21 protein-coding genes, 1 pseudogene and 1 riboswitch are annotated in these 23365 nt (G+C 33.7%); of the genes and pseudogenes, 20 read left to right on the forward strand and 2 right to left on the reverse strand.

The window, feature by feature from the left end; all coding sequences use genetic code 11:
* Nucleotides 1–1564, forward strand: a 1564-nt coding sequence (locus AC6CHR_RS05455) for a class I SAM-dependent methyltransferase (protein WP_498247517.1), incomplete at its 5' end; no start/stop codon positions are given.
* 984 nt (nucleotides 1565–2548) lie between these two features.
* Here the strand turns inward: AC6CHR_RS05455 and AC6CHR_RS05460 are convergent.
* Nucleotides 2549–3319: a PAS domain S-box protein gene (locus AC6CHR_RS05460; protein WP_498247518.1), complete on the reverse strand. Its 771-nt coding sequence runs from the start codon at nucleotides 3317–3319 to the stop codon at nucleotides 2549–2551.
* 313 nt (nucleotides 3320–3632) lie between these two features.
* Between AC6CHR_RS05460 and AC6CHR_RS05465 the strand changes: the two genes are divergently transcribed.
* The 8 genes and pseudogenes from AC6CHR_RS05465 to AC6CHR_RS05500 all read left to right on the forward strand — a co-directional run bounded on the left by AC6CHR_RS05465 (nucleotide 3633) and on the right by AC6CHR_RS05500 (nucleotide 12007).
* Nucleotides 3633–4280 carry a pentapeptide repeat-containing protein gene (locus AC6CHR_RS05465; protein ID WP_498247519.1) on the forward strand — a complete coding sequence of 216 codons (648 nt, stop codon included), beginning with the start codon at nucleotides 3633–3635 and terminating at the stop codon, nucleotides 4278–4280.
* Between the two features lie 84 nt (nucleotides 4281–4364).
* Nucleotides 4365–4451, forward strand: a riboswitch (cyclic di-GMP riboswitch).
* Between the two features lie 27 nt (nucleotides 4452–4478).
* Nucleotides 4479–4613, forward strand: a complete 135-nt coding sequence (locus AC6CHR_RS05470; RefSeq protein WP_498247520.1) for an anti-repressor SinI family protein — start codon at nucleotides 4479–4481, stop codon at nucleotides 4611–4613.
* A 768-nt stretch (nucleotides 4614–5381) separates the two neighbouring features.
* Nucleotides 5382–6791 (forward strand): GH1 family beta-glucosidase, encoded by a 1410-nt coding sequence (locus AC6CHR_RS05475; protein ID WP_498247521.1) that lies wholly within the window; start codon nucleotides 5382–5384, stop codon nucleotides 6789–6791.
* 244 nt (nucleotides 6792–7035) lie between these two features.
* A complete protein-coding gene (locus AC6CHR_RS05480; protein WP_498247522.1) occupies nucleotides 7036–7743 on the forward strand; it encodes a GntR family transcriptional regulator in 708 nt (235 codons plus the stop codon).
* A gap of 731 nt (nucleotides 7744–8474) precedes the next feature.
* Nucleotides 8475–9116: a 2OG-Fe(II) oxygenase gene (locus tag AC6CHR_RS05485; protein WP_498247523.1), complete on the forward strand. Its 642-nt coding sequence runs from the start codon at nucleotides 8475–8477 to the stop codon at nucleotides 9114–9116.
* Nucleotides 9117–9234: 118 nt separating this feature from the next.
* A pseudogene (locus AC6CHR_RS05490) lies at nucleotides 9235–9464 on the forward strand (IS5/IS1182 family transposase); the annotation flags it as partial.
* Nucleotides 9465–9632: 168 nt separating this feature from the next.
* The gene (locus tag AC6CHR_RS05495) at nucleotides 9633–11330 is read left to right on the forward strand and encodes a methyl-accepting chemotaxis protein (protein WP_498247524.1); all 1698 of its coding nucleotides are present in this window, start codon (nucleotides 9633–9635) and stop codon (nucleotides 11328–11330) included.
* Nucleotides 11331–11845: 515 nt separating this feature from the next.
* Entirely contained in the window at nucleotides 11846–12007 is a 162-nt protein-coding gene (locus AC6CHR_RS05500; protein ID WP_498247525.1) for a Spo0E family sporulation regulatory protein-aspartic acid phosphatase, read from the forward strand.
* Nucleotides 12008–12044: 37 nt separating this feature from the next.
* Here the strand turns inward: AC6CHR_RS05500 and AC6CHR_RS05505 are convergent, their stop codons facing one another.
* Entirely contained in the window at nucleotides 12045–13070 is a 1026-nt protein-coding gene (locus tag AC6CHR_RS05505; protein WP_498247527.1) for an acyltransferase, read from the reverse strand.
* Nucleotides 13071–13212: 142 nt separating this feature from the next.
* Here AC6CHR_RS05505 and AC6CHR_RS05510 point away from each other — a divergent pair, with 142 nt between their 5' ends.
* From AC6CHR_RS05510 to AC6CHR_RS05560, 11 genes are all read left to right on the forward strand, one after another.
* A complete protein-coding gene (locus tag AC6CHR_RS05510; RefSeq protein WP_498247528.1) occupies nucleotides 13213–13968 on the forward strand; it encodes a hypothetical protein in 756 nt (251 codons plus the stop codon).
* 173 nt (nucleotides 13969–14141) lie between these two features.
* On the forward strand, nucleotides 14142–14462 hold the full coding sequence (locus AC6CHR_RS05515; RefSeq protein WP_498247529.1) for a hypothetical protein: 321 nt from the start codon (nucleotides 14142–14144) through the stop codon (nucleotides 14460–14462).
* 269 nt (nucleotides 14463–14731) lie between these two features.
* Nucleotides 14732–15262 carry a dihydrofolate reductase family protein gene (locus AC6CHR_RS05520; protein ID WP_498247530.1) on the forward strand — a complete coding sequence of 177 codons (531 nt, stop codon included), beginning with the start codon at nucleotides 14732–14734 and terminating at the stop codon, nucleotides 15260–15262.
* 78 nt (nucleotides 15263–15340) lie between these two features.
* Nucleotides 15341–15841 (forward strand): GNAT family N-acetyltransferase, encoded by a 501-nt coding sequence (locus AC6CHR_RS05525; protein WP_498247531.1) that lies wholly within the window; start codon nucleotides 15341–15343, stop codon nucleotides 15839–15841.
* 132 nt (nucleotides 15842–15973) lie between these two features.
* The gene (locus AC6CHR_RS05530) at nucleotides 15974–16342 is read left to right on the forward strand and encodes a hypothetical protein (protein ID WP_498247532.1); all 369 of its coding nucleotides are present in this window, start codon (nucleotides 15974–15976) and stop codon (nucleotides 16340–16342) included.
* Nucleotides 16343–17127: 785 nt separating this feature from the next.
* Nucleotides 17128–17418, forward strand: a complete 291-nt coding sequence (locus tag AC6CHR_RS05535; protein ID WP_498247533.1) for a phosphopantetheine-binding protein — start codon at nucleotides 17128–17130, stop codon at nucleotides 17416–17418.
* A 161-nt stretch (nucleotides 17419–17579) separates the two neighbouring features.
* Nucleotides 17580–19916, forward strand: a complete 2337-nt coding sequence (locus AC6CHR_RS05540; protein WP_498247534.1) for a beta-ketoacyl synthase N-terminal-like domain-containing protein — start codon at nucleotides 17580–17582, stop codon at nucleotides 19914–19916.
* 36 nt (nucleotides 19917–19952) lie between these two features.
* Nucleotides 19953–20243, forward strand: coding sequence for a phosphopantetheine-binding protein (locus AC6CHR_RS05545; protein ID WP_498247535.1), 291 nt, complete (start codon nucleotides 19953–19955; stop codon nucleotides 20241–20243).
* A gap of 114 nt (nucleotides 20244–20357) precedes the next feature.
* Nucleotides 20358–21878, forward strand: coding sequence for a phytoene desaturase family protein (locus tag AC6CHR_RS05550; protein ID WP_498247536.1), 1521 nt, complete (start codon nucleotides 20358–20360; stop codon nucleotides 21876–21878).
* Complete coding sequence (locus AC6CHR_RS05555) at nucleotides 21865–22608, forward strand: SDR family NAD(P)-dependent oxidoreductase (protein WP_498247537.1); 744 nt, start codon at nucleotides 21865–21867, stop codon at nucleotides 22606–22608. The genes AC6CHR_RS05550 and AC6CHR_RS05555 overlap by 14 nt, the downstream gene beginning before the upstream one ends.
* Before the next feature lie 10 nt (nucleotides 22609–22618).
* Entirely contained in the window at nucleotides 22619–23356 is a 738-nt protein-coding gene (locus AC6CHR_RS05560; protein ID WP_498247538.1) for an SDR family NAD(P)-dependent oxidoreductase, read from the forward strand.
* Nucleotides 23357–23365 lie beyond the last annotated feature (9 nt).

Raw genomic sequence — 23365 nt, forward strand, 5'->3', positions numbered from 1 at the left:
CATAGCTAGAGTCCTATATCTTTTAAATAAATGCATTATAAAAGCTGTATCTCCTGATATATGGAATGGTGTCCGTGGTGAGGTAGTAAAGGTGATAAGTTGGATTGTAGATGGAAAAAGAGATCAAGAGTATGCGATGGACGAAAGAATCAAGAAATTAAGAAAAGGGTCTATTGAAAAGGGAGAAGACTTCAAATCACTTTATGAAAAGTGGTTTAATCGTGAAGAAATGATTACAATGTATAACTCTTTCCTACGCAAAACAGATATGTGGTATGTAGAAACAGCACTTCATGATTTCTCATTCGAAGAATTTCTTAAGATCTTCCTATTAATCTATCAAAAAGCAAATCCATTGTCGCTACAACAAGTAAGTTTTGAACCATTTATGAAAGATATTTACTACGATTATAAAGGAAAGAAAGCTGTAAATTTATACAAAAAGAGAATGATCGAAGCGTACTTGAAAGATATTCCAATGGAAGACATGTTAAGAGGTGACATCCCAAACAATGAACATGTATCATTGGAGATCCTTCCATATAATTCATTATCTGAAATGGTTGGAGTGAAATTCGCTTATTCAAAGGCAGGAGAGAAGTTGATTGAATTTTGCCAAGAAGCAGAGAAGTCTCCTCTTTATGAACGGTCTATTATTCTCCTATATGATTTCTTTGGATTCAGAAAAGATGCTTTTGATCGCTTACAGAATGAACAGACCTATTTAACTGACATGAATAATGGACAGGACCACAAAAAAGTGATAGCAGATTACGCTAAAGGAACCGTGATGGTCGATATCGGTGCTGGAGGAGGGGTGATGTTAGATGTACTTTCAGAACATCATCCAAATGCAGAGGTCATTGGGATTGATATCTCAACAAATGTTGTAGAGGAATTAGCGAAAAAGAAAGTCCGTGAAAATAAAGGCTGGTTTGTTAAACAAGCCGATGCATTAGAACTTAAATCGTATTACAAACCAAATAGTATCGACACCATTGTCTTTTCATCGATTCTTCACGAAATGTACTCATATATTCCGTATAAAGGAATGAAATTTAACCCTGATGTCGTTTCCCAAGCATTAAAAAGTTCATTTGAAGTATTAAGTCCTGGAGGTCGAATTATCATCAGAGATGGTATTATGACTGAACCAAAAGAAGAAATGAGATTGCTAGTGTTTCATGATGAAGGAGGAATGTCATTTTTTAAACGATATGTTCATGATTTTAAAGGAAGAATCATTTCGTATAATCAAATAGACGAGAAAACGATAAAATTACCTGTGAACGACCTGATGGAGTTTCTCTACACGTATACTTGGGGAGAAGAAGCATATCCACATGAGGTGCAAGAGCAATTCGGTTACTTTACACCTAATGAATACAAAACCGTTATCCAAGACACTCTTGGTGAAGAAGCTACAATTGTTACATTCCAACATTACTTGCAGGATGGATACGAAGAATTCCTTCTTCCTAAAGTAAAGGTAATGGATGAAAGCGGGAATGTTACAAGTATGCCTGATAGCACGTGCTTTATTGTTATTGAAAAATACAGATGAGATCTTTTTTAAGATTAGCAATAACGATAGTAGAGAAAATCATGAATTCTATAGGGTATCTAGTGGCGATAAATGGGTTCGATTAAACATTGTTTTTGGATCAATTTGTTGAATGATCATTTCAATAGGGTCTTTTTTAAAAGTTTGTTGCTCTAGAACGAATAAAAATCGGCTTTTGGATTTTTATATATATTGAAGCTATGTCCAAAGGGATATCAGAGTAATTTAGCGAAAAGAGCACGAAGATATCCTTAAACGTGTACATTAGTACTTGGTACGGAAAACAACAATCTTTGCGAAAACAGCCTTTCAATAAGAGAAAGAGAGTATCTCCAATTGATGCTACCCTCTTTCTTTTTTAAATAAATTCTTAGTGAGATTTTTTTAAGGAAGATATCCAAAAAATAGATAAGTTATTTACTGATATGGATTCATTTTCTAAGAATTTGAAAAGAGGGATACAGGGAAATGAAACATATGATAAATAAGATCAGGAACCTAATTCTAAGATTGTGACTGCGATATTTCTATATTTTTATTTTCCGCGGAGAAAGGAATACTAAGAAAGGACAAAAGAAATTTCATTTTCTAGAGTTTCTCTTTTTCATCTCTTTTTTTATAGTAGGTATTACCTTATTAATAAGTGTTTTTCGTAATTTAGGATCTATCAGCATTTTTTTGATTTTTTTCCTAATCATTTGTAGAACCTCCCATGTCTTTTTTATCTATTATCCTTTCTATACCCAATCATTGCTTTATAAAAACAAGCGATTATAAATTATTTGTACCATTGCGGGATATAAAACTATCTAGAATTAATGAATGAGCAATTAGGTTGGATAAATCTTAAAGTGGGATCAAATTCTATCTGATAGACGAACAATGAAGGTTCTGCCATTTTGGTGAACCCTTCAATCCAATCTCGGGATTAAAGAGGTTCATTTATCATATAGCTTTTTTAAGTATCATATAAGCATACTTAATTTAGTTAATTTCTTTTCCTTTGTTAAACCCCAAGGAATTAAGTGCAGATTTCACAGTAGAGTGAATGGTTTTTGAAGTTAAATCAATATCTAGTTGGTTGGCAATGAGAGCAAGTTCTGGTCTAAGCCCTGTTAAAATAGTGCGAACTCCAAGTAATGTAAGTACTTCATTTATTTGAAAAAGGTAATGAGCAACAACGTCGTCTAAATTATAGATACCAGAAAAATCGATGATTAAACACACTATATTTTGTGTCTTTACCTTAATTGGGACATCATCTAGTAGTTGTCTACCTCTACTTTCATCAAATGAACCTACTAAGGGCAGTACGGCAATCCCGTCTAGTAAAGGGACAAGTGTTAATGAAAGTTCATTTATTTGTTCTATTATTTCTTTGTTTTTTCTTTCAGATTCTTTCCTTCCAGTTATATCTCTCACATATGTTTGTATTGCTTTTGTACTTCCTATTTTTACAGGGTGACAATATAATTCAACTTCAACACTTGTTCCATCCATTCTGAAGACGATTTCTTCAATAACCTCTGCTGGTTGTTGGTATGCCGAATCGATCCTAGTTTCTATTGCAAGCTTAGATGTGTCTCTAAATATATCCAATGGGCTTGCTCCAATAATATTTGCTTTCGTCTCTCTGAAAAGCTTTTCAGCTGCATGATTAACATAGATAATTTTAAGATTTGTATGGATTACAATCGGTTCAAGGGAATATTCGATTACCTGATGGTAGTCGATCTTTGTAATATTTTCTATCATAATTATTTGCACTCCTTTAAACAAACGTTAAATGTTATTTCAGTAATAATCAAGTGATGTTATTCTATTAAAAAAATTAGAAGATAAAATGTAGGCAAACTATAATCATATAAGGCTCAATAGTAAATCAACTTATTAGCAAGAGTCAACTAGCCTACAAGATAGCTATCAATCTCCTAATGGTAGCATGGCGTGATTAGCATCTACCAAAATAGTTGTGTGTCCACAAATCACAAAATAAATAAAGACTTATATCCGAATTAATTTTTATGTAGTATGTCATATATAACAATTTAAATGATAGAGGTGTATGATGTCGAAAAAGATTAAAATTGACCAACCAAAAGTTGGATCGTATATAGAAAAAAGTAATTTCCAAGATATATATTATGATGAGGACTATCAATTAGTGAACTGTTTGGTGGAAGGTTCACAAGTTGATAACGAGGAAATTGATCGAGTCATTTTTTCTAAGGTGATATTTAATAATGTTTCATTTACTAATGCTATTTTTCATCATAATGATATGACTGATGTGATTTTTGAAAACTGTAATTTTTCAAATGCGAAGCTTTGTAATGGCATTATTCATCGAGTTGCTTTTAAAGACTGTAAACTAGTAGGCTTAGATTTTTCTAATGCTAATCTGGGTAACGTATCGTTTGAAAACTGTGATCTGAGTTTATCTGACTTTGCCGATGCACGTCTCAAACAAGTGAGTTTTGACCATTCTTCTATTAGAAGTGCTAACTTTTACGAATGCAAGCTTAACAAAGTAAATCTTAATATGTGCGATCTTAATGATGTAGATTTTACACAAACTGTACTTAAAGGAATAGATATCAGTACCTGTATATTTGAAAAACTGAATGTGTCTCTAGAAAGCTTGATAGGCTGTGAAGTTTCTTCCGATCAAGCAATTGGATTCTCAAAATTGTTAGGGTTAGTGATTAAAGAATAATATGAAATAATTTTGTTGATATTTAATATTTATATTTAATTATCATCCATATTACAGTACTATTTAACTATGAAGTGTTCACTCAATAGGAAAAGGCAAACCTTTCGAAAGTTTGGGACGCAAAGTTACAGATCTAAGGTAGATCTAAGCTAAGATGGCTGAGCTGCCTAAAATATATACTATTTTAGGAGGATTCATATGGTAAATTCCTTAGGTTCAACCGAAAATGACCTGGATCATGAATGGGCAGAACTGATTTTATATGCTCTCGAAGTGGGGATGTCCATCGAAGACATAAGAGATTTTTTCAATAAGTATTCAAGACCTGAATAGGGTCTTTTTTTTATTAGTTATTTTTATGGTTGTTTCACAATACAATCATTATGTTGTGAAAGGTTAAAGTATATATTAATAAATATTAACCTTCATTGAAACTTAATTAACAAGAGAATGTCTTTCTTAATAGAAGTATTTGGTTTAATAAGGACTTGATGAAAACATAATGGTCGTAAAAAATAATTAATTGGGAGTAGATTATTATTAAAAATGCAATCAGGAAAATTTTTATTTGGTTAGGCGTTTTGCTTTTATTGTTGTCTGTTTTTTTTTACTTTTGGGAAATTTCCATATTCAATTCAGAATTCATCGTCTTTTATGGTCTTGGAATTTGTGGGTTAGTTATCAGCTTTCTTAGTAGGCGCATGCATGTGATAAATGAGGATTCGCTCACTAGTCTTTTAGATAAGTTAGGGTTTGTTGGCAATTTAACGACTGTAGTTTTATTTTTTCCACCAATCTATCTGATTTGGGGAACTCTGGTTTTTGGTCCATAAGCTCATTATTATTAAAAATATATCGATTTTAACTAAAAGTGAGGCGTTAATTCAGCAGAGTTAATGTCTTTTATTATTTGTATTTTTTAGACAAGAGATTTAATCTTCCGATAATAGTAGATACTACCTTTTATACATATGTATACTTGTTTACGAGATTTTTGTGGTCTCTTATTAAACAAAAGGTTATAATTAACCTATAATTTATGCCTATAAATTTGATATATAGTAATAAATTAAATGATAGTATGAAAATGGAGGGTGGATAATGAAGTTTCCACATGATTTTTTGTTTGGAGCTGCTACTGCTTCTTATCAAATTGAAGGAGCATGGGATGAAGATGGTAAAGGATTAACAAACTGGGATGTTTTTTCAAAGATTCCAGGGAAAACATATAATGGTACAAATGGAGATGTAGCGATAGATCATTACCATCGTTACAAAGAAGATATTAAATTAATGGCAGAGATGGGTCTTGAATCGTATCGGTTTTCCGTATCATGGGCACGTATTTTGCCAACAGGTGATGGAGAGGTCAATGAAAGTGGCTTGGAATTTTATAATAATATTATTGATGAATGTTTAAAATATGGTATTGTTCCATTTGTTACACTGTATCATTGGGATTTGCCTTTGACGCTTGCAGAAGATGGTGGTTGGACTCATAAGCGAACCGCTGATGCCTTCGTCAAGTATGCAGATATTTGTTTTCGGGAATTTGGAGATCGAGTCAAACACTGGATTACATTCAATGAAACAGTTATGTTTTGTGGATTAGGTTATTTAAAAGGGGCTCATCCGCCGGGTATCCAAAACGATGAGAAAAAGTACTTTCAAGCGACACATTATGTGTTTTATGCACATGCAAAAGCTGTAGAAGTCTATAAAAAACTGAACCAATATGGTGAGATTGGTATTACTCATGTTTTCTTACCAGCTTACAGTGTGGATGATAAACCCGAGAATATTGAAGCAACTCGACATGCTAATGAATATGAAACCTTTTGGTATTATGACCCGATATTAAAAGGTGAATATCCTTCTTATGTAGTTGAGCAACTAAAGGAGAAAGATTGGACACCTAATTGGACTGAAGAGGAATTAAATACATTAAAAAGAAATGCGAGTAAAAATGATTTTATTGGGCTTAATTATTACCAACCAATAAGAGTAGAAAAAAATCAAGAAGCATTTTCAGAAATGGACCATTCTAGAGAGACATCTACGCTAGCTCCAGGTAACCCGTCTTTTGATGGTTTTTATCGGACTGTAAAAATGGAAGATAAAACATATACAAAATGGGGCTGGGAAATCTCACCTCAAGGATTTTTAGATGGGCTGCATATGTTAAAGGATCGTTTTGGTGATATTAAAATGTATGTAACAGAAAACGGTCTTGGTGATGAGGATCCAATTATTGATGGTGAAATAGTGGATGTACCCCGTATTAAGTATATTGAAGCACATTTAAAAGTGATTAAGCGAGCAATCGATGAAGGCATTCATTTAAAAGGGTATTACGCATGGTCTGTCATTGATCTATTAAGCTGGTTAAATGGATATAAAAAGCAATATGGATTTATTTACGTGGATCATCATGACGATTTAAACCGAAAGAAAAAGCTCTCGTTTTACTGGTATAAACATATTATTGAAACAAGAGGAGAAGAGCTGTAAGTAAAAGGATGCTTTCGTAAATATTGTTGTTTATTGGTCAAGTACATTTTTATGAGTAGAGACTGACATCATGCTCCATTCGAATAATGATTCAGAATTTTTCTATTAAAATGGCTTCAATAAGGTTTTATAGCAACAAATTCCTTTGAAAAAGCCAATAATAAGAAAACCTCTTGATTTTAAATCAAGAGGTTTTGTGTATAATAGAGGCTAGATACGATTGAATGAAAAATAGGGAGTTTATATGACAGTAAAATATAAAGAAATTGCAAATGATTTAGAACAGGAAATTAGGGATGGGAAATTTGATCAAAGGAAAAAGTTGCCTACGGAAGACGAACTGATAAAAACATTTGAAGTCAGCAGAAATACGATTCGAAAAGCAATTAATCAGCTGGTGAACCGAGGATACATCTACCAGGTGCAAGGTAGTGGAATGTTTTTAAGAGAAGAATCTGACACGGATTATATAAATTTAGGCAGTCTTAGAGGGCTAACAAAGGATTTGAACTCGAGGAACATTGAAACCAAGATTTTAAATATACAGGTAATAGAAGCTAACGGTGGTATAGCAAAACAACTTCACTGTGAAGCGGGAACAAAACTCTATTCTATTAAACGTTTACGTATAGTAGATGATGAACCGTACTCAATAGAAGTTAGTTACTTTAAAAAAGATATTGTTCCATATTTAAATGAAGATATCGCGACAAGTTCGATATACAGTTATCTTATCGATGATCTAAAATTAAACATTGGCTTTGCTGACAAAGTCATCAACAGCGAAAAAATCGACGTTGAAAGTGCTAAATTGCTAAAAGTTAATCCGCAAGATCCAGCGCTGATTATTGAAAATACAGTTTGCTTAACGAACGGAACAATCTTTGAACTATCTAAATCAATCTTTCATTATCAAAAAGCAAAAATCTTAAATCGAATTAATTTTAAATAATGATAAAAGATTTAAAAGGTTCCGAACTTCTATGCTTTCTTGGGAGTGAACCAGTTTCCTAGTATTAGCAGGGATTAAATTATTTTATAAAATAATTTAATGTTGTTTTTGTAGATTCGTTTCACTGGAAATATTCAGAAAAAACATACCGATTAGTAAACCAAATTGCTTAGCTATTTGGTTTTTTTATGATTAGTGGTCATATGAAATCGTGCAGCAGAAGATTAACTAGTAATAGTGGATTCAATCTGTTTAAATAACAAAAGAACAGCTAGTTTATATGAGGTTTTAATGGGAGCAATATAATCTGGTTTCGAATAGAGTATTATCTTTATTTATGTAGAATATATTGTACGAACGAAGTTGGTTACTTAAGGCTCTTTTCTAAAAGTTTGTTGCTCTAGTACGTATAAAAATCGGCTTTTGGATTTTTATGATCTAAATTGAAGTGATCTCTAGAGGTATATCAGAGTAATTTAACGAAAAGAGCACGAAGATATGCTGAATTCGTAACGATTTACTTATTACGAAAAACAACAATCTTTGCGAAAACAGCCTTACTTAAAGAGGAAAAAGGATATTTAAAATTTTTGTCGAATTAAGTCAAGTAAGGAAGATTAGATTTTCTAAGGAGAATGAGAATGTGAAAACGTGGAAATTAGAAGCTTCTTTGAAATCAGGAGATAGAAAAAAAAAAAAATAGATAAGTTAAGATTAGAGGATGATGGAAGTTGAAGCTGAAAGAACAAACGATTTTCAATCACATTGGAAATAAAATAATAACAGAAGATAGAGAAATTAACATCATTGCTAAACTAGATGAACCATTAGTCGTCATTTTAGGAAATGTTTTAAGCGAAGATGAATGTGATGAGTTAATTAGGTTGTCGAAAGATAGGATACAGCGTTCGAAAATTGGAAAAACAAGTGAAATAGATGAACTTAGAACAAGTAGTAGTATGTTTTTTCAAGAAGGTGAAAGCGACTTTGTTGCTAGAATTGAAAAAAGAGTATCTCTTATTATGAATATTCCTTTTGAACACGGAGAAGGTCTTCAAATACTTAATTATAAAATCGGTCAAGAGTATAAAGCTCATTATGACTTTTTTTCATCTAAAGATCGAATAGTAAGCAATCCTAGAATTAGCACACTTGTTATGTATTTAAGCGATGTAGAACATGGTGGAGAAACATTCTTTCCTAAACTGAATTTTTCAATTTCTCCACAAAAGGGAATGGCGGTTTATTTTGAATATTTTTATGATGATCATGCCTTAAACGAGTTAACCTTACATGGAGGTGCACCAGTGCTTACTGGAGATAAGTGGGTAGCAACAAAATGGATGAGGAGACAAAGAGATAAGAATATGTAATTTGTCAATCAAATGTATTTTAAGGAACAAGAGATTGTGAAAAAATGTAAGGGGCGATACTTGAAAAAGTGTCGCCCTTTTTGAGTCTCTATGACTCAAGCAATACTGCACCAGCCGTTCCCAGATATGGCCAGATATCCATAAACAGAGGACCACAATCGAACGAGTCAATGCCTATTTAAAAGAGTAGTTCCAATCGAACTAAATCCGTTATCGGAAGGGAAAAATTTTGCGAAGGTGCACTTTGATTTGGTTCACCTTATTTATAATGGAACAAAGCTAGCGTGTAATCGACTATCCGTACTGGCAAAGACACAAAATCAAGTAGCAAAATGTTCAAAAAAATAACAGGATCAAAATTTTATAGCTCTAACAATTTTTTTGGAAAAACTTTTTTCACTTCAATCATTTCAACTTAATGTCGATATAAGAAGTAAGTTGAATTATGATGACGAAAAAATAGAGAGAATCTAATCATTCGACTGAAGATAATATTTTAATAAAAGGGGTTACTTCATGAAAAATCTAGTAAAGTTTAAGAGTATAAGAACAAAGCTAATGGCATCATTTCTATTCATTGCATTACTTGTATTTGGCTTTGGTTTTTATTTAGTTGGTTCTATAAATAAAATGGAAGAACATACGAGAACACTATCTGAACAAGATATTCCGTTAATGGCATCTGATTTTAGCTTGTTAGGCATCCTTACACAACAACAGAGTGAGCTTCGAGGATATGTATTAACAGGAGAAGAAAAGTATAAACAAATCTACTTTGCATTAAAGGAACCAAGTTTAACAATCCAAAATGATTTATTAGAAAAATCTAATAAGCCAACCATTAAAGATGTTGCCGTACAAACAGATGAAATATACAAATTATTTGAGGGAAAATTCTTCCCAACCTATGAAAAAGGGGATATTGAAGGAGCAAAACGAATCCTAAACAATGAAATTGAACCTGAACTAACAATAGTGGTTGACCAGATGACACAACTGGCTTTAGCGAAAGGAGATGAAAGTCAAAAAAATGGCATAAAAGCTCTAGAAGTCGCGGAGATTACCTATATTGTTTCGATTATATTTGGTTTAGTATTATTAGCTATTGTAATTATTATATCAATCCTTATTCCTAGAAACATTGCAAGGCCTATAAATAAATTAAGAAAACGTATGGACCTTATTGCAAATGGCGAGTTGAGTCATGAACCACTTGTAACAAATTCATTAGATGAGATAGGCATGTTAGTACATGCAACAAATCGCGTTAATGAAAACTTAAGGGATATACTGACGAAAATTAGCGAGGTATCCAATACATTATCCAACCAAAGTGGTAGTCTAACAAAAACATCCAATGAAGTAAATGATGGTAGTAACCAAATCGCAATCACAATGCAAGAACTTGCTAATGGTTCAGAAACGCAAGCCGGAATTAGTAGCGACCTCTCAACAGCAATGGTTAGCTTTTCGAATAAGATAAAGGAAGCGAATATTAAAGGTGAGTCTGTATATGCCTCTTCACATCATGTAATTGATTTGACAGCAGAAGGTAGTAAATTAATGTCTTCATCTATTACACAGATGGGAAATATCGATACGATCGTAAAAGATGCCGTTCAAAAGGTCATTGGATTAGATAAACAATCTAAAGAAATATCTAAGCTAATTGCTGTAATCAAAGACATTGCAGAACAAACAAATCTATTAGCATTAAATGCTGCAATAGAAGCAGCACGTGCTGGTGAGCAAGGAAAAGGCTTCGCAGTAGTTGCCGATGAAGTGAGAAAACTAGCTGAGCAAGTATCTATATCAGTTGTAGATATTACACAGATAGTAAGTAATATTCAAAATGAGACAAACGATGTAACAAACTCATTACAAGGTGGATACAGAGAAGTTGAAAAGGGAAAGGAACAAATCGTTACTACAGGTAATACATTTGAACAAATTGATCGTTCCCTTTCAGAAGTAGCGAAAGGAATTAAATATATCTCACAAAACCTGGGTGATTTGGCGGAAAATAGCGACATTATTAATAAATCCATCGAAGAAATTGCTGCAGTTTCCGAAGAATCAGCTGCAGGAATTGAAGAAACAGCAGCCTCTGTTGAACAATCAAGCCATTCTATGCAACAAGTAGCAAGTAGTGCGAATCACTTAACTGTTATAGCAGATGATCTAAAAAAATTAATTCAACGTTTCAGATTATAAACGAAATCCCCTCTTATTAAAAGTGGGGATTTTTGTGTATTTTGCTTAGGCTCATTTCTAAAAGTTGCTCTAGTGCAAATGAAAAAATCGGCTTTTAAATTTTTCGGATTTAAATTAAAGCTATGTGCAAAAGGATATCAGAGTATTTTAGCGAAAAGAGCATGAAGATATAGCTACAAAGTATACATTAGTACTCTGTACGGAAAACAACAATCTTTGCCGAAAATATCCTGCGGCTACTATCGCCCGATTGGATGATAGTACGTCAATGCTTGTTATATTAGAGGGAAGAACGTCCTATTGTCGTTTACCTTTTGAAATTAAGTTTGAACCAAAGAGTAATTTTGAATATTCAGATGCTGATTTCTGAGTGACTTGGGGGCAAAAGGGTGCTAGAATACACTGTTCATTTATAAGTATTATAATATTGTCGGTATTTGTTGAAAGAATCTCCTTCATTGTATGCGCTTCCATTTGGTAAAATCTATTTATTGTTGTAAAAGGGAGAGAAGATTGTGAACAATGATTTATTTGAACACATTGAAAATGTACGTCAAAAAATGATTTCAGTCGGTATGTCAAAAGGCTTTTCCTCGGAAGAGACTATTAAACTTAGTAAAATGCTTGATATATTAATCATTCTACAAATGAGAAAGCTGTCGAAAAGATCTGCTTAGTAAGGAAATGATTTTACATTAATAAAACAAGTGGTGGTTACTTCCCAAAAAGCAACCTACCCTTAATAGATTGAAGACTTTGATACGTCATATAAGATAGACTAAAGACTAAAAAGGCATCCATCATGTTCCAGACTATATGTTCTGATACATGCCCAAGACCAAAAGCGTTTAACAATAGATCAACGATATCAATAAAGAAAACATGGATCGCGTATATACCTATTGCATTCCCGCCAATTTTAGTAATGAATAGTCCTATCCCAAGCTGTTGGTTATTATAGCAAAACTTAAACAAACATATCGTAAGAAAAATGGTTGATAGAAAATACTCCCCATGTCTGGCATGTAACACCTTTTCCAACCAATAACCTTCAATGATCTGGAGAATAGAGAAAAAGAAAAACAAATAAAGAAAGGTATTGTTATTCCACTTTTTAAACGAATTGTTAGGTAATGGTGAGACAAACCAGAATCCTAGGGTTGTATAAAATAACCCAATGTACATAGCGGCACGGGTTGTTTCGACTGGTAACTCAAAAAATAAAGAATAAGATTGCCCGAAAAGACCAACCATATTTAAACAGAAGCTGAGAAATAACAAAGATGTGATTTTTTTTAGCCGAAAGAATAGATAGATAACTGCAATGCTCCAGGCTAAGGAAATCACAAACCACAACTGATAGCCACTCGTTCCTTGCCCATAATAAAGGATATTCAGTGCAGAAAAACCCTCAATATACTTCGATAATTCCTGTTTATCGTTTCCACCTTCGAACAAGATCCGTAAAAGATCATATGAGAAATAAAACAAAAACCAGCATAGGTAAATTTTTAAAATCTTACCGAAATATCGTTTGAAATAGTCCATAGACTTAGGTTTATATCTTACTTTAAGGCCAAACAAGTACCCAGAAGCAACAAAGAAGAAAGGAACGGCAAACCTAGAAAAGTTGTCAAAAATAAAGTATCCAAGTAAATGGTCACTTGGGAAGGTGTGAATAATGACCACAGCTACTATTGCAAAGAATTTAATAAAGTCAATCGCATAATTTCTTTCCATTTTTCTGACCTCTAATTCCTGAAGTTCGTTTATTATCTCCTACAAAAAAAGTGAATATCCATTAAAATTAACAATGGGGATGATAGGTGAATTTGTTGCAACATAATGTAATGAAAAACGTCTATATATCTGGAGGTGTTTCATGAAAAGATTGGTCCATTTTAGTATTATATTAGTCTTCACCCTATTTTTTGTCGGTTGTATAGGGTTAAATAAAGAAAATTTAACAAGAGTAGATATCCAAAAGGTAAACAGTGAGGGGATAGCTCAAGAAAGTGATGTGATAACAGACAAGAATTCATTAGAATCGTTTAAAAGCATAATTTCAAAGATAAACTGGGAACCGAATATCCAACCAAAAATTGCTAGATATGAAGATCTAACAGCCACTTTGTTTTTTCAAGATAATAAAAACATGCCAGAAAGATTGTATGTATATAGGGTTTGGTTGAACACTCACACAGAAACAGCAACGATCATAAGTGACAATGAAGAAGAGGGGTATGGTGAAATTGATAAAGAACAGACAAGTATTCTACTCAATACGCTAACAAACTGGGAACCTCGAAATGAATATAAAGAAAATGACAAGGTATTGTTTAGGATGAATCCTGATCCAGAACTTTCTGTAGGAAGTCAGTATGGCTGCATATTTTCTTTTACAGAGCTATTTGAAACGTTTAAGGGCAAAAAAATATCAATTTATGCATACAGCAAGGAAACAGGAGAACGTCTAACCGCTTTACCTGCTATGGAAATACATGAACCAAGTCAAGGGTATGATCGTTTAACCCGGTTTACGACTAACTTTGAACTCCCTTCAGTAGGTTTATGGAGGATAGAGGTTGTGTTAGATGATCAGATTTATGGTGATGTTGTCATCTCGGTAAAGGAATAATGTACATAAATCAAAAAAATGCGCTCGGAAGGTATTGGAAACAATTGAGATGAAATTAAAAATATTCCTTTAGTCATGGTCGTATCTTTAAGTTTTGCTTGCCAATAACTGAATGTATTTACTCGAAAAATTTAAGTAGATTGGAAAGGTACAAAGGATAGGAGGTAATTCAAATGAAATATAGTTGTCAAATATGTGGGTATAAAGGATTTGATGAACCAGCCTATGAGGATTATGAGAAATTAGTGGGTTCTTATGAAATTTGTGAATGCTGTCGTTTTCAATTTGGAGTAGATGACGATATAGAATTAGAAAACGGAGAATACCTAACAGTAAAAGACGCACAAAACATTTATCGGTCGATATGGCTAAGTTTCGATGCGCCGGTTTTTATGAAGGAGTATTATCCGGTTGAACATCAGGAAGATGGAAAAGTGAAACCAAAGTATTTAGAAATGCAATTAAAAAATATAGGGATCAGCCTAACTGTATAAATTGATTTTTTATATAATAAATTAGGAAATTCATAAAGTTATCAGGATTACCTAGTTTTTCTCAATAATTAATGTGTACTTTCAGTAGAACAGTAAACTATTTTTCATAAGAAATGGTTAGGGAAATAATTACATCTCCATGTATAATAATAACAACACTCATTAGGAGGGCTACGACGTTTGATATGACAATCTAACCCATATGAAACGATAAAGCAAAAAGGAAACAAGAGATTTATAGATCATTATCATTATTGGAGGATGTAAAGATGAGTACTAAAAGAAAGTTGATATTTTACGGGGCAACGAGTCTAGATGGCTACATTGCTAGAGAGAATCATTCATTAGATTGGCTAATTGGGACTGAAGGTGAGGAGGAAACTGAATTCGCAGAATTTTATCAATCCGTTGATACAATTCTAATGGGACGAAAAACGTACCAACAGGTCTTGATTCTTTCACCGAATGAATTTCCATATAAGGATAAACAGTGTTATGTCTTTTCACATTTATTGGATGGAAAAGATGAATTTGTCGAGTATATTAATAATGATATAGTCGAGTTCACTAAGTCCTTAAAGGAACTTGACGGGGAACGAATTTGGATTGTCGGTGGAGGGGAGGTACTTTACCCACTTCTTCAAGCAAAGCTAGTAGATGAGTTTATGATTCAAATTGCTCCCTCGATCATCGGAACGGGAATTCCATTGTTTATGCCGGGAGAGCAAGAGAACAATCTAACGCTAGTGGATGTTCGTCGTTACAAACAATTTGCTGAAATGCATTATGTATTGAAATGATACTGTTTGTAGTAGTACATTTGAGTTGTAGTTTTATAGAAAAAGAAATAACAAACTAGTTTGGAGGCTACGTTTGATATGACGATTCTAGAATCCAAGGATGCTGAGAAGTATAGAAACATAAGATTAGAAGCATTACAAACTCATCCCGAGGCATTTGGTTCAAGCTATGAAGAGGAAATAGAGTTTTCATTAAAAGATTTTGAGCGTAAGTTGCAAGAAGATCATAGTTTTACATTTGGTGCTTTCGAAAATGAAAACCTAGTTGGTGTCGTTACATTAGTAATAGAAGAAAAAAACAAACTTAAACATAGAGGCAATATATATTCAATGTATGTATCACCCTCTAAACGTGGTCGTGGGATCGCTATAAATCTAATGATAGAAGCGATAAACAAGGCGTTACAACTGGGTATTGAACAACTATATTTAACCGTTGTTTCAGGTAATATACCAGCAAAAAAACTCTATAATTCTTTAGGATTTGAGACATTTGGAATAGATAGTAGAGCATTAAAAATAAATAATACATACTTTGATGAGGAACTCATGATGTTAAATTTATCGTTCCTTAACTAGATTCAGGTTTTGAAAAAGTGAGATGAATTGGAAGTCTCGTCCTATATTTATTGCCAAGTGGAAGGAGAAATCAACTATGGATTTAATTGACCCGTTCACTCTTTCGGATTGGTTACCTCCGCATTCATTAAAATGGTACGACCAACTTACGGTGGTGTCATACTTGGGCTACACCCTGGAGATGAGCTAGGAAAAGAACTACCCTTTTTATTCCCCTCTCTTTTTGAAGCAACAAAAGGAACTCCAATTTTAGATGCGATTCGCCAAAGGCTAAAAATAGGTGATTTCTCATACTCAGAGTATAAAGTTGTCAATAGTACCGAATGTTTGCACTCACCATTAGATATAATAAGAATGCGTTGTTTCGGGCAAATTCTTCAAGTCTTTGAAAAAATAAAAGCTGCAAATCTGTCAGGCATAGCGACTATTTTCGAAGAACATGCTACAAAAGATGGGTTAGCTGAAACATGTTCCTATTATCTAGTACGTGTAACTGTATAAGGAATAGAAATAATAGTGTCTTAGGATCGCATGATTTTTCCTATTTGCGGAAAAGGAAGATAAGAATGAAAGAACTTCTTTGGATAGAAGAGAAAGTAGTTCATTGGAAATGATTGAGTATGTTAAGTTATTGTAAATATTATAAAGGAATCTACACCTGTACTTTATTAATTAAAGAATGAAAACCAATTACTTTATAACTAGTTTGTAGCTCAAGAGATAATCTTCTCTTGAGCTATTTTTTTTATGCTCTTTTTTCTAAAAGTTGTTCCTCTAAGATATCGAAAAATCGACATTTGGATTTATTTGTAGAAATGACAGCTATTTAAAAGAAAATGACAAAATAATTTTGCAAAAAGCATGAAGATAGGCTAAATACATATAGCGATACATGTTACAAAAAATAACAATCTTTGCGAATACAGCATTATATAAAACTGCCAACACAAATAAAAACCTACGTTTTAGTCTGAAAAACTTTCTTCATCAATCACCTTTAAATATGGCCAATCAAAAAATATTAGTTAAATAGTCTTGAAAAATGTCGAATTATGCGAATTTACATGAAGTTTAGAATATTTTAACAAAAATACTCGATTTTCTGTGTAATACTATTACAGGAAATGAAATATTAATCTTTTTGAATAATTTTTTCCTAAAGAGCTCGAAGAAAGGGGAAAATTGTTCGTTCTTCCATTAGTGGAACAACGCTGCAATCGTGCCTTAGTTCTATTAAAATCAAGATTAATTCGGAAGAATTCAAAAACCAAAGGAGATGGGAAACAATGAATATTGAGGAAATTAAGAGCATCATTAAGCAAAATATTTTAATTGAGCGTTTGGAATTAGAGGATGTTACAGCTGAAGAGATTGAGGATAATGAGCCATTATTTCTAGAAGGATTAGGACTTGATTCAGTTGAAGCTTTGGATGTAGTAGCGGGTTTAGAAGAGGAATTTACAATAAAAGTACAAGGTATGCCAGAGGATCAAATTCAGAAACATTTTTATTCTGTCGAAACCCTATCAAATTTTGTATTTTCCAAAATTCAACAAACGCAAGAGCAACTGTCATAAAATAAAAACTTAGTCAGTTACATGTGAATTGTCAACATTCATGAGAAATTTAACATCCTGTAACTTATTCCCTAGATTATCTACGTCATCATGCTAGATATCGAGAGTAGGATGTAAACCTTCCATTTTAAAAATATGTAAATGAGCAGGAGTGAAGAATCTTGGCAGATAACAAGAGAGTTGTTATTACAGGTGTAGGAGTCTTTTGCGCCTTAGGTCATAATCGCAATGAAGTATTAGAAAATATGAAAAAAAATAAGACATCTATTGATAAGATGACTCGCTTTTCGACTGAATCCTTTATTAGTCAAATGGGAGCGGAAATTAAAGATTTTGATGCTAATCAGTATTTTTCAAAAGACGAGCAGGAAAAGTATGACTTATCTGCTCAATATGGAATGGTGGCAATTAAGGAAGCTATAGAAGATAGCGCGATAGAGTTGAATGAGAGCATAGAGGGATTAACAGCTGGGATTGTTTACGGAACATGCAATGGAGGCATTAACTCTCTTGAATCCAGCAATAATTTAACAAATGTAGAACATAAGAATTTATTGAAATATCCATTTTTCCAACAAGCAGATCACATTGCCAACCACTTCAATTTAAACGGTCCGGTCAACACGATTAATACGGCGTGTGCAGCTAGTGGTAACGCAATTGGCTATGCCTATGATCTGTTAAAAGATGGTTATTGTGATGTCATGATAGCCGGTGGTTCTGACTCCATGTCTCTTTCTGTATATGCAGGGTTTAATACGTTACAGGCTTTAAATAAAGAGCCGTGTTCTCCCTATAACGACAAGTATGGATTAAGTCTTGGTGAAGGGGCAGCATTTGTCATTATGGAGACCTTAGAAAGTGCTCAAAAACGAGGATGTAAAATTTACTCTGAAATCTGCGGATACGGACTTAGCAATGATGCACATCATGAAACAGCTCCAGATCCTGAAGGAAGAGGAATTAGTAGAGCTGTCGAGATGGCACTAAATAACTCGGGTGTAGATAAAGAGCAAATCGGTTACATCAATACTCATGGAACGGGAACTCCTGCAAATGACACGGCAGAATTAAACGGTATTCGACAATTATTTGGACAAGATTTATTTTCAAGTATCCCGTTAAGTTCAAGTAAATCTTACTTCGGTCATAATTTAGGTGCCGCAGCTTCCATCGAATATGTAACAACTTTGTTGGCTATGCAAGAAGATTTATTACCTGCGACCTTGCATTTTGAAAAGGCACGTGAAGGTTGTGAAGATATTCATCTTATAGCAAACCAAATGAAAACGAGCAAACCTGAATATTTTTTATGTAATAATTCAGCATTTGGCGGACATAACTGTTCGATTGTTTCGCGAAATTGGCGTGCTAATAAGGTGACCAGTAATGATGCGTTTTCTGAAGCAAAACAACGGGTTGTCATTGTTGGTATGGGGATCGTGAACCGCGAAAAATACAAAAGTGGTAGTTTACTAGAATGGCTTACTGAACAACCTATCTTATCGAAAGATAGCTTTTCTTTAAAGGACTATAACAAACAACTTTATAAGCGTCGAATGAATTCATTAACCCAGTTTAGTATTGGGGCGATTGATTTAGCATTAACAGATGCAGATGTTGATATTAATGAGGAAAATCAAGGTGATTTCGGTTTAATTTATGGCACTTCCCTTGGAAGCCTGCAAAGTGCAACAAAATATTTAAATTCAATTTTTGACAAAGGTCCAGAGTTTGCAAGTGGCATCTATTTTCCTGACATGGTGCTTAACTCTACTGCTGGAAAAGTTTCAAGAGTATTAGGGATAAAAGGGTATGCAAGCTCCCAAAGTACGGGGGGGAATGACGGTCTCATCAGTATATTAAACGCTTATCAGGTCATTAAAGATGGTATTCAACCTTACTGCTTATCTGCAGCAGGCGATGAACGTTCAGAATTAGCTTCGACAATAGATCAAGCATACGGAATCGATCAAAGTTCTTATATGCCTACAGAAGGATCTTCGGCACTACTATTAACTAATTATGACCAAGCAGTTAGTCAAAATAAGAAGGTTTATGCAGAGATCGAAGGAATCGGTTTAAGTTTTACTAATACGAAATCAAATCATACTCTGGTCAATGCGATGGAACAAGCATTAGAAAAAGCCAATGTGAAGGCAGATGAATTAGATTTTATCTTTTATAATTCTATTGGTTTAGATGCTTTAGATGAAGAAGCGATCATTCATACGTTCTTAGAAGGAAAAGATATTCCCACTCATTGTTTTAACGATAGATTGGGTTATGCTCAGTCATTCAGTTGCCTTAATCATGTATATATAGCAGCTGATGCTATTTATCATAGCCAGCAATTTCATAATGAAGTAGATGAAATTGCTGCAACTACAAACACATTAATGAACTCTTTCGGGAAAAAACAGCTAAAAAGAGGTATGGTTGTTAGTTCTTCCATTAATGGAAACAACGTTGCTATCGTGTTGAGTTCAATTCAATAACTAGATTAAAGTGAAAAATAAAAGGAGATGTATGGAATGAATATTGAGGAAATCAAGAACATCATTAAGCATAACATTTTGATCGATCGTTTAGAGTTAGAGGATATTACTGCAGAAGAGATTGAGGATAATGAACCGTTATTCTTAGAAGGATTGGGTCTAGATTCAGTAGAAGCATTGGATGTAGTAGCCGGTTTAGAAGAGGAATTTACCATTAAAGTACAAGGTATGCCAGAGGATCAAATTCAAAAACATTTTTATTCAGTTGAAACACTATCAACTTTTGTGCTTTCTAAAATTCAACAAACTCAAGAGCAGCTTTCATAAAATCTATTAAGCTATAAGAGACGATCATAAGCTAAGGATTTAGACCTCTCAGGTCTGAGTGAGGGGTCAATACCCTATGTGTCAACCTCTTAAAAACAACGTGGAGGCTATTGTATGTGTAAGGATGTTATTGTTATCGGTTCGGGATTAGGTGGGCTAGTTTCAGCCGCTTACTTAGCGAAGCAAGGGAAAAAAGTCACAGTATTAGAGCAACACTATCTACAAGGAGGCTATGCTACATCTTTCAAACGGAGAAAACTGGAGTTTGAAGTATCTCTTCACCTAATGGGTGATTTAGGTGAGGGGGGAGGCTTAAAAAAGATACTTGATGAATTAGGTGTATTTGAAAAAGTAGAATTTCATAAAGTTGATTTCCTATATAAGGCCGTATTTCCTGATAAAAAGATTGTTGCACAGAGTGGGAATTATCAAGATTACTACCAACAATTAATAACTTTATTTCCGGAAGAAAAAGCAGGCATTGAATTACTGATTCAGACGTTCATTCAAATTCGGAACGAGATTCAAAAAATAACAGTAAAAAGCAATAGTGGACAGACCGTTGACTTACCATCAGATGCACCGACTGTTCTATATTATCAAAACGATACTTTACGTTCAATGTTAACGGGTTATGTTCAGTCTGAAGAATTAATTTCTGTTCTATCACAATATTGGATGTATTTTGGATTACCACCTTCTCAAATGGCTGCTGTATTTTATGCCTATGTTTGGACCGAATATCATATTTATGGTGGTTATTATCCACACCGTAGATCACAATCACTAAGTGATGCCTTAAAGGAAATTATTCTTGAAAACGACGGACAAGTATTGATTCGACAGGATGTTAAAACAATACTCCATAAGAATGGAGTAGCTTATGGAGTAGAAACGCGAAAAGGTCGACAATTTCTGGCAGACTATATTATTTCTAATGCGAATCCACAACATACATTTGGTGATTTAGTAGGCTATGATTCTCTACCGAAAAGGTACACGAAGAAAATTATCAATCAAGTCCCGAGTCTTTCATGTGTTCAGGCTTATGTCTACTTAGATATTGATTTACCAAAAGAGTACAACGAAACAAACCATGAAATTTTTATAAATGAAGACTATGACATAGAAAAGGCTTATCAAGAGGTACAAAATGGCTCTACTAAAACAGCACCTTTCTGTATCACAATCTATGAAAATATTAATCCAGAATATCATGAAATAGGAAAAACGACTTTATCCTTATTTCAATTAAGTAGTTATGAACCGTGGGCTAACTTGGAGAAAGAAATATATAAAGAAAAAAAGCAAGAGGTAACAGACATCTTATTAAATAGGTTAAATGAACAATACCCTGGTGTCTTAGACCATGTGAAATATGTAGAGCTTTCAACCCCACACACAAATGAACGGTACACGAAAAATACGAATGGTGCTATTTATGGAGCAGCTCAAATTGTTCAACAATCATTGCATCGACGATTGTCCCAAAAAACGCCCATAAAAGGCCTTTATTTGGCTGGAGCTTGGACTCAACCTGGTGGGGGTTATAGTGGAAGTATTTGGAGTGGTCATAACCTTGCAAATCATATTTTGCTAGAAGAGAGGAAGAGAATGGTACATGTTACTGAATAATAAGGTGGCAATTGTTACTGGTGCAACAAGAGGTATTGGGAAGGCAATATTATACCGCTTAGCTGAAGAGGGTGCCACAGTTATTGGTGTTTTCAGTAATAGTATAAAAGCGGCCAAAGAGATCCAAGACGACTTTGATAACCGCGATGGCACTGTTGTTTTAACACAAGGATCCGTTACTGACAAAGAATTTATCAATCAACTTATTACCAGTACGATATCGACCTATGGAAAAATAGATATCCTTGTTAATAACGCAGGCATTACGAGGGACAATATCGTTTTTAATATGCCTGAAGCAGACTGGGAAGATGTATTTAATACCAATTTCCGAGGAGCATACACCTGTACGCTGGCGACACTACCTCACATGGTGGGTGCAGGTAGAGGAAGCATTATAAATGTAGCCTCTGTAACTGGTGTACTTGGAAGAGAGGCACAAAGTAATTATGGTGCTACGAAAGGCGCGATGATGGGACTTACCAGATTATTGTCACGTAAATACTCAACAAGTGGAGTTAGGTTAAATTGTGTGGCCCCAGGAATGATCGAGACAGAGATGATCTCACATGTGCCTGATGATAAATTACAAAATTTTCTTCAGTTTACCAATATGAAACGTCTTGGGAAAGTAGATGAGATCGCAAATTCAGTATTATTCCTTGCTAGTGATTTATCTGATTATTTTACAGACACTGTTCTTAAAGTAGATGGAGGCTTTATGAGATAGGAGGAAGAGAATGGAAAAAAATATTCTCATATCGAATGGTCATCAACCATTCAACCAATTAATAGCAGATTTTCTTATTGAGAATGGACATAGTGTATATTTGCTATTCGATGATGAAGAAGCAAAATTAACATACTTTGAGAAAATAGCTTCACACAATCAACATCTCTTTAATGGGTTTGTCGTGAACAATATGAGTGAAGCAAACCTACAACAAGTACTAGATCGGATGATTGAGCATTCAGGATCAATCGATGTATTGATACATGGGAACGAAATGGTTGATGAAGAAGAACTACTATTAAATAATATGGATCAGTTTGAAAACTATATAACGGAACAATTTAAGAAGATATATCTATTAAACAAGTTGGTAAGCTCGATGATGATTAAAAAAAAGCAAGGGTCGATTATCTTTCCAATCGTGTATGATGCCTTATATTTTGCTGGGTATCCAAGTTCACCAATCTTAAATCACGGTAAAATTTCAATGATGAAATGTCTATCTCGAGAACTTACAGCATTTAGACTAACGGTTAATGTAATGACTTTCGGCTATTATCAAAACAACTTTGGAAAAGAAGAAAAAAAAGAAGTGTTAAAAAAGCTCGGAATTTATAGCTTAAAGCCTCAATTACTTGAATTAACTCAATTAATTTCCGCTTTAAATCTATTAATTAACCCTCCATCTACAGCTATTAGTGGGCAAGACATACATATTGGAACAGGAATAGAAACAGGTTTATAGAACGGAGTT

It is taken from the genome of Metabacillus sp. GQ13, from assembly GCF_059758525.1.

Excerpts from the sequence above, each read along its gene's own strand:
- AC6CHR_RS05460 (WP_498247518.1), bottom strand. The coding sequence starts at position 3,319 with ATGATAGAAAATATTACAAAGATCGACTACCATCAGGTAATCGAATAT.
- AC6CHR_RS05465 (WP_498247519.1), top strand. The coding sequence starts at position 3,633 with ATGTCGAAAAAGATTAAAATTGACCAACCAAAAGTTGGATCGTATATA.
- AC6CHR_RS05470 (WP_498247520.1), top strand. The coding sequence starts at position 4,479 with ATGGTAAATTCCTTAGGTTCAACCGAAAATGACCTGGATCATGAATGG.
- AC6CHR_RS05475 (WP_498247521.1), top strand. The coding sequence starts at position 5,382 with ATGAAGTTTCCACATGATTTTTTGTTTGGAGCTGCTACTGCTTCTTAT.
- AC6CHR_RS05480 (WP_498247522.1), top strand. The coding sequence starts at position 7,036 with ATGACAGTAAAATATAAAGAAATTGCAAATGATTTAGAACAGGAAATT.
- AC6CHR_RS05495 (WP_498247524.1), top strand. The coding sequence starts at position 9,633 with ATGAAAAATCTAGTAAAGTTTAAGAGTATAAGAACAAAGCTAATGGCA.
- AC6CHR_RS05505 (WP_498247527.1), bottom strand. The coding sequence starts at position 13,070 with ATGGAAAGAAATTATGCGATTGACTTTATTAAATTCTTTGCAATAGTA.
- AC6CHR_RS05510 (WP_498247528.1), top strand. The coding sequence starts at position 13,213 with ATGAAAAGATTGGTCCATTTTAGTATTATATTAGTCTTCACCCTATTT.
- AC6CHR_RS05515 (WP_498247529.1), top strand. The coding sequence starts at position 14,142 with ATGAAATATAGTTGTCAAATATGTGGGTATAAAGGATTTGATGAACCA.
- AC6CHR_RS05520 (WP_498247530.1), top strand. The coding sequence starts at position 14,732 with ATGAGTACTAAAAGAAAGTTGATATTTTACGGGGCAACGAGTCTAGAT.
- AC6CHR_RS05525 (WP_498247531.1), top strand. The coding sequence starts at position 15,341 with ATGACGATTCTAGAATCCAAGGATGCTGAGAAGTATAGAAACATAAGA.
- AC6CHR_RS05530 (WP_498247532.1), top strand. The coding sequence starts at position 15,974 with ATGGTACGACCAACTTACGGTGGTGTCATACTTGGGCTACACCCTGGA.
- AC6CHR_RS05535 (WP_498247533.1), top strand. The coding sequence starts at position 17,128 with ATGAATATTGAGGAAATTAAGAGCATCATTAAGCAAAATATTTTAATT.
- AC6CHR_RS05545 (WP_498247535.1), top strand. The coding sequence starts at position 19,953 with ATGAATATTGAGGAAATCAAGAACATCATTAAGCATAACATTTTGATC.
- AC6CHR_RS05550 (WP_498247536.1), top strand. The coding sequence starts at position 20,358 with ATGTGTAAGGATGTTATTGTTATCGGTTCGGGATTAGGTGGGCTAGTT.
- AC6CHR_RS05555 (WP_498247537.1), top strand. The coding sequence starts at position 21,865 with ATGTTACTGAATAATAAGGTGGCAATTGTTACTGGTGCAACAAGAGGT.
- AC6CHR_RS05560 (WP_498247538.1), top strand. The coding sequence starts at position 22,619 with ATGGAAAAAAATATTCTCATATCGAATGGTCATCAACCATTCAACCAA.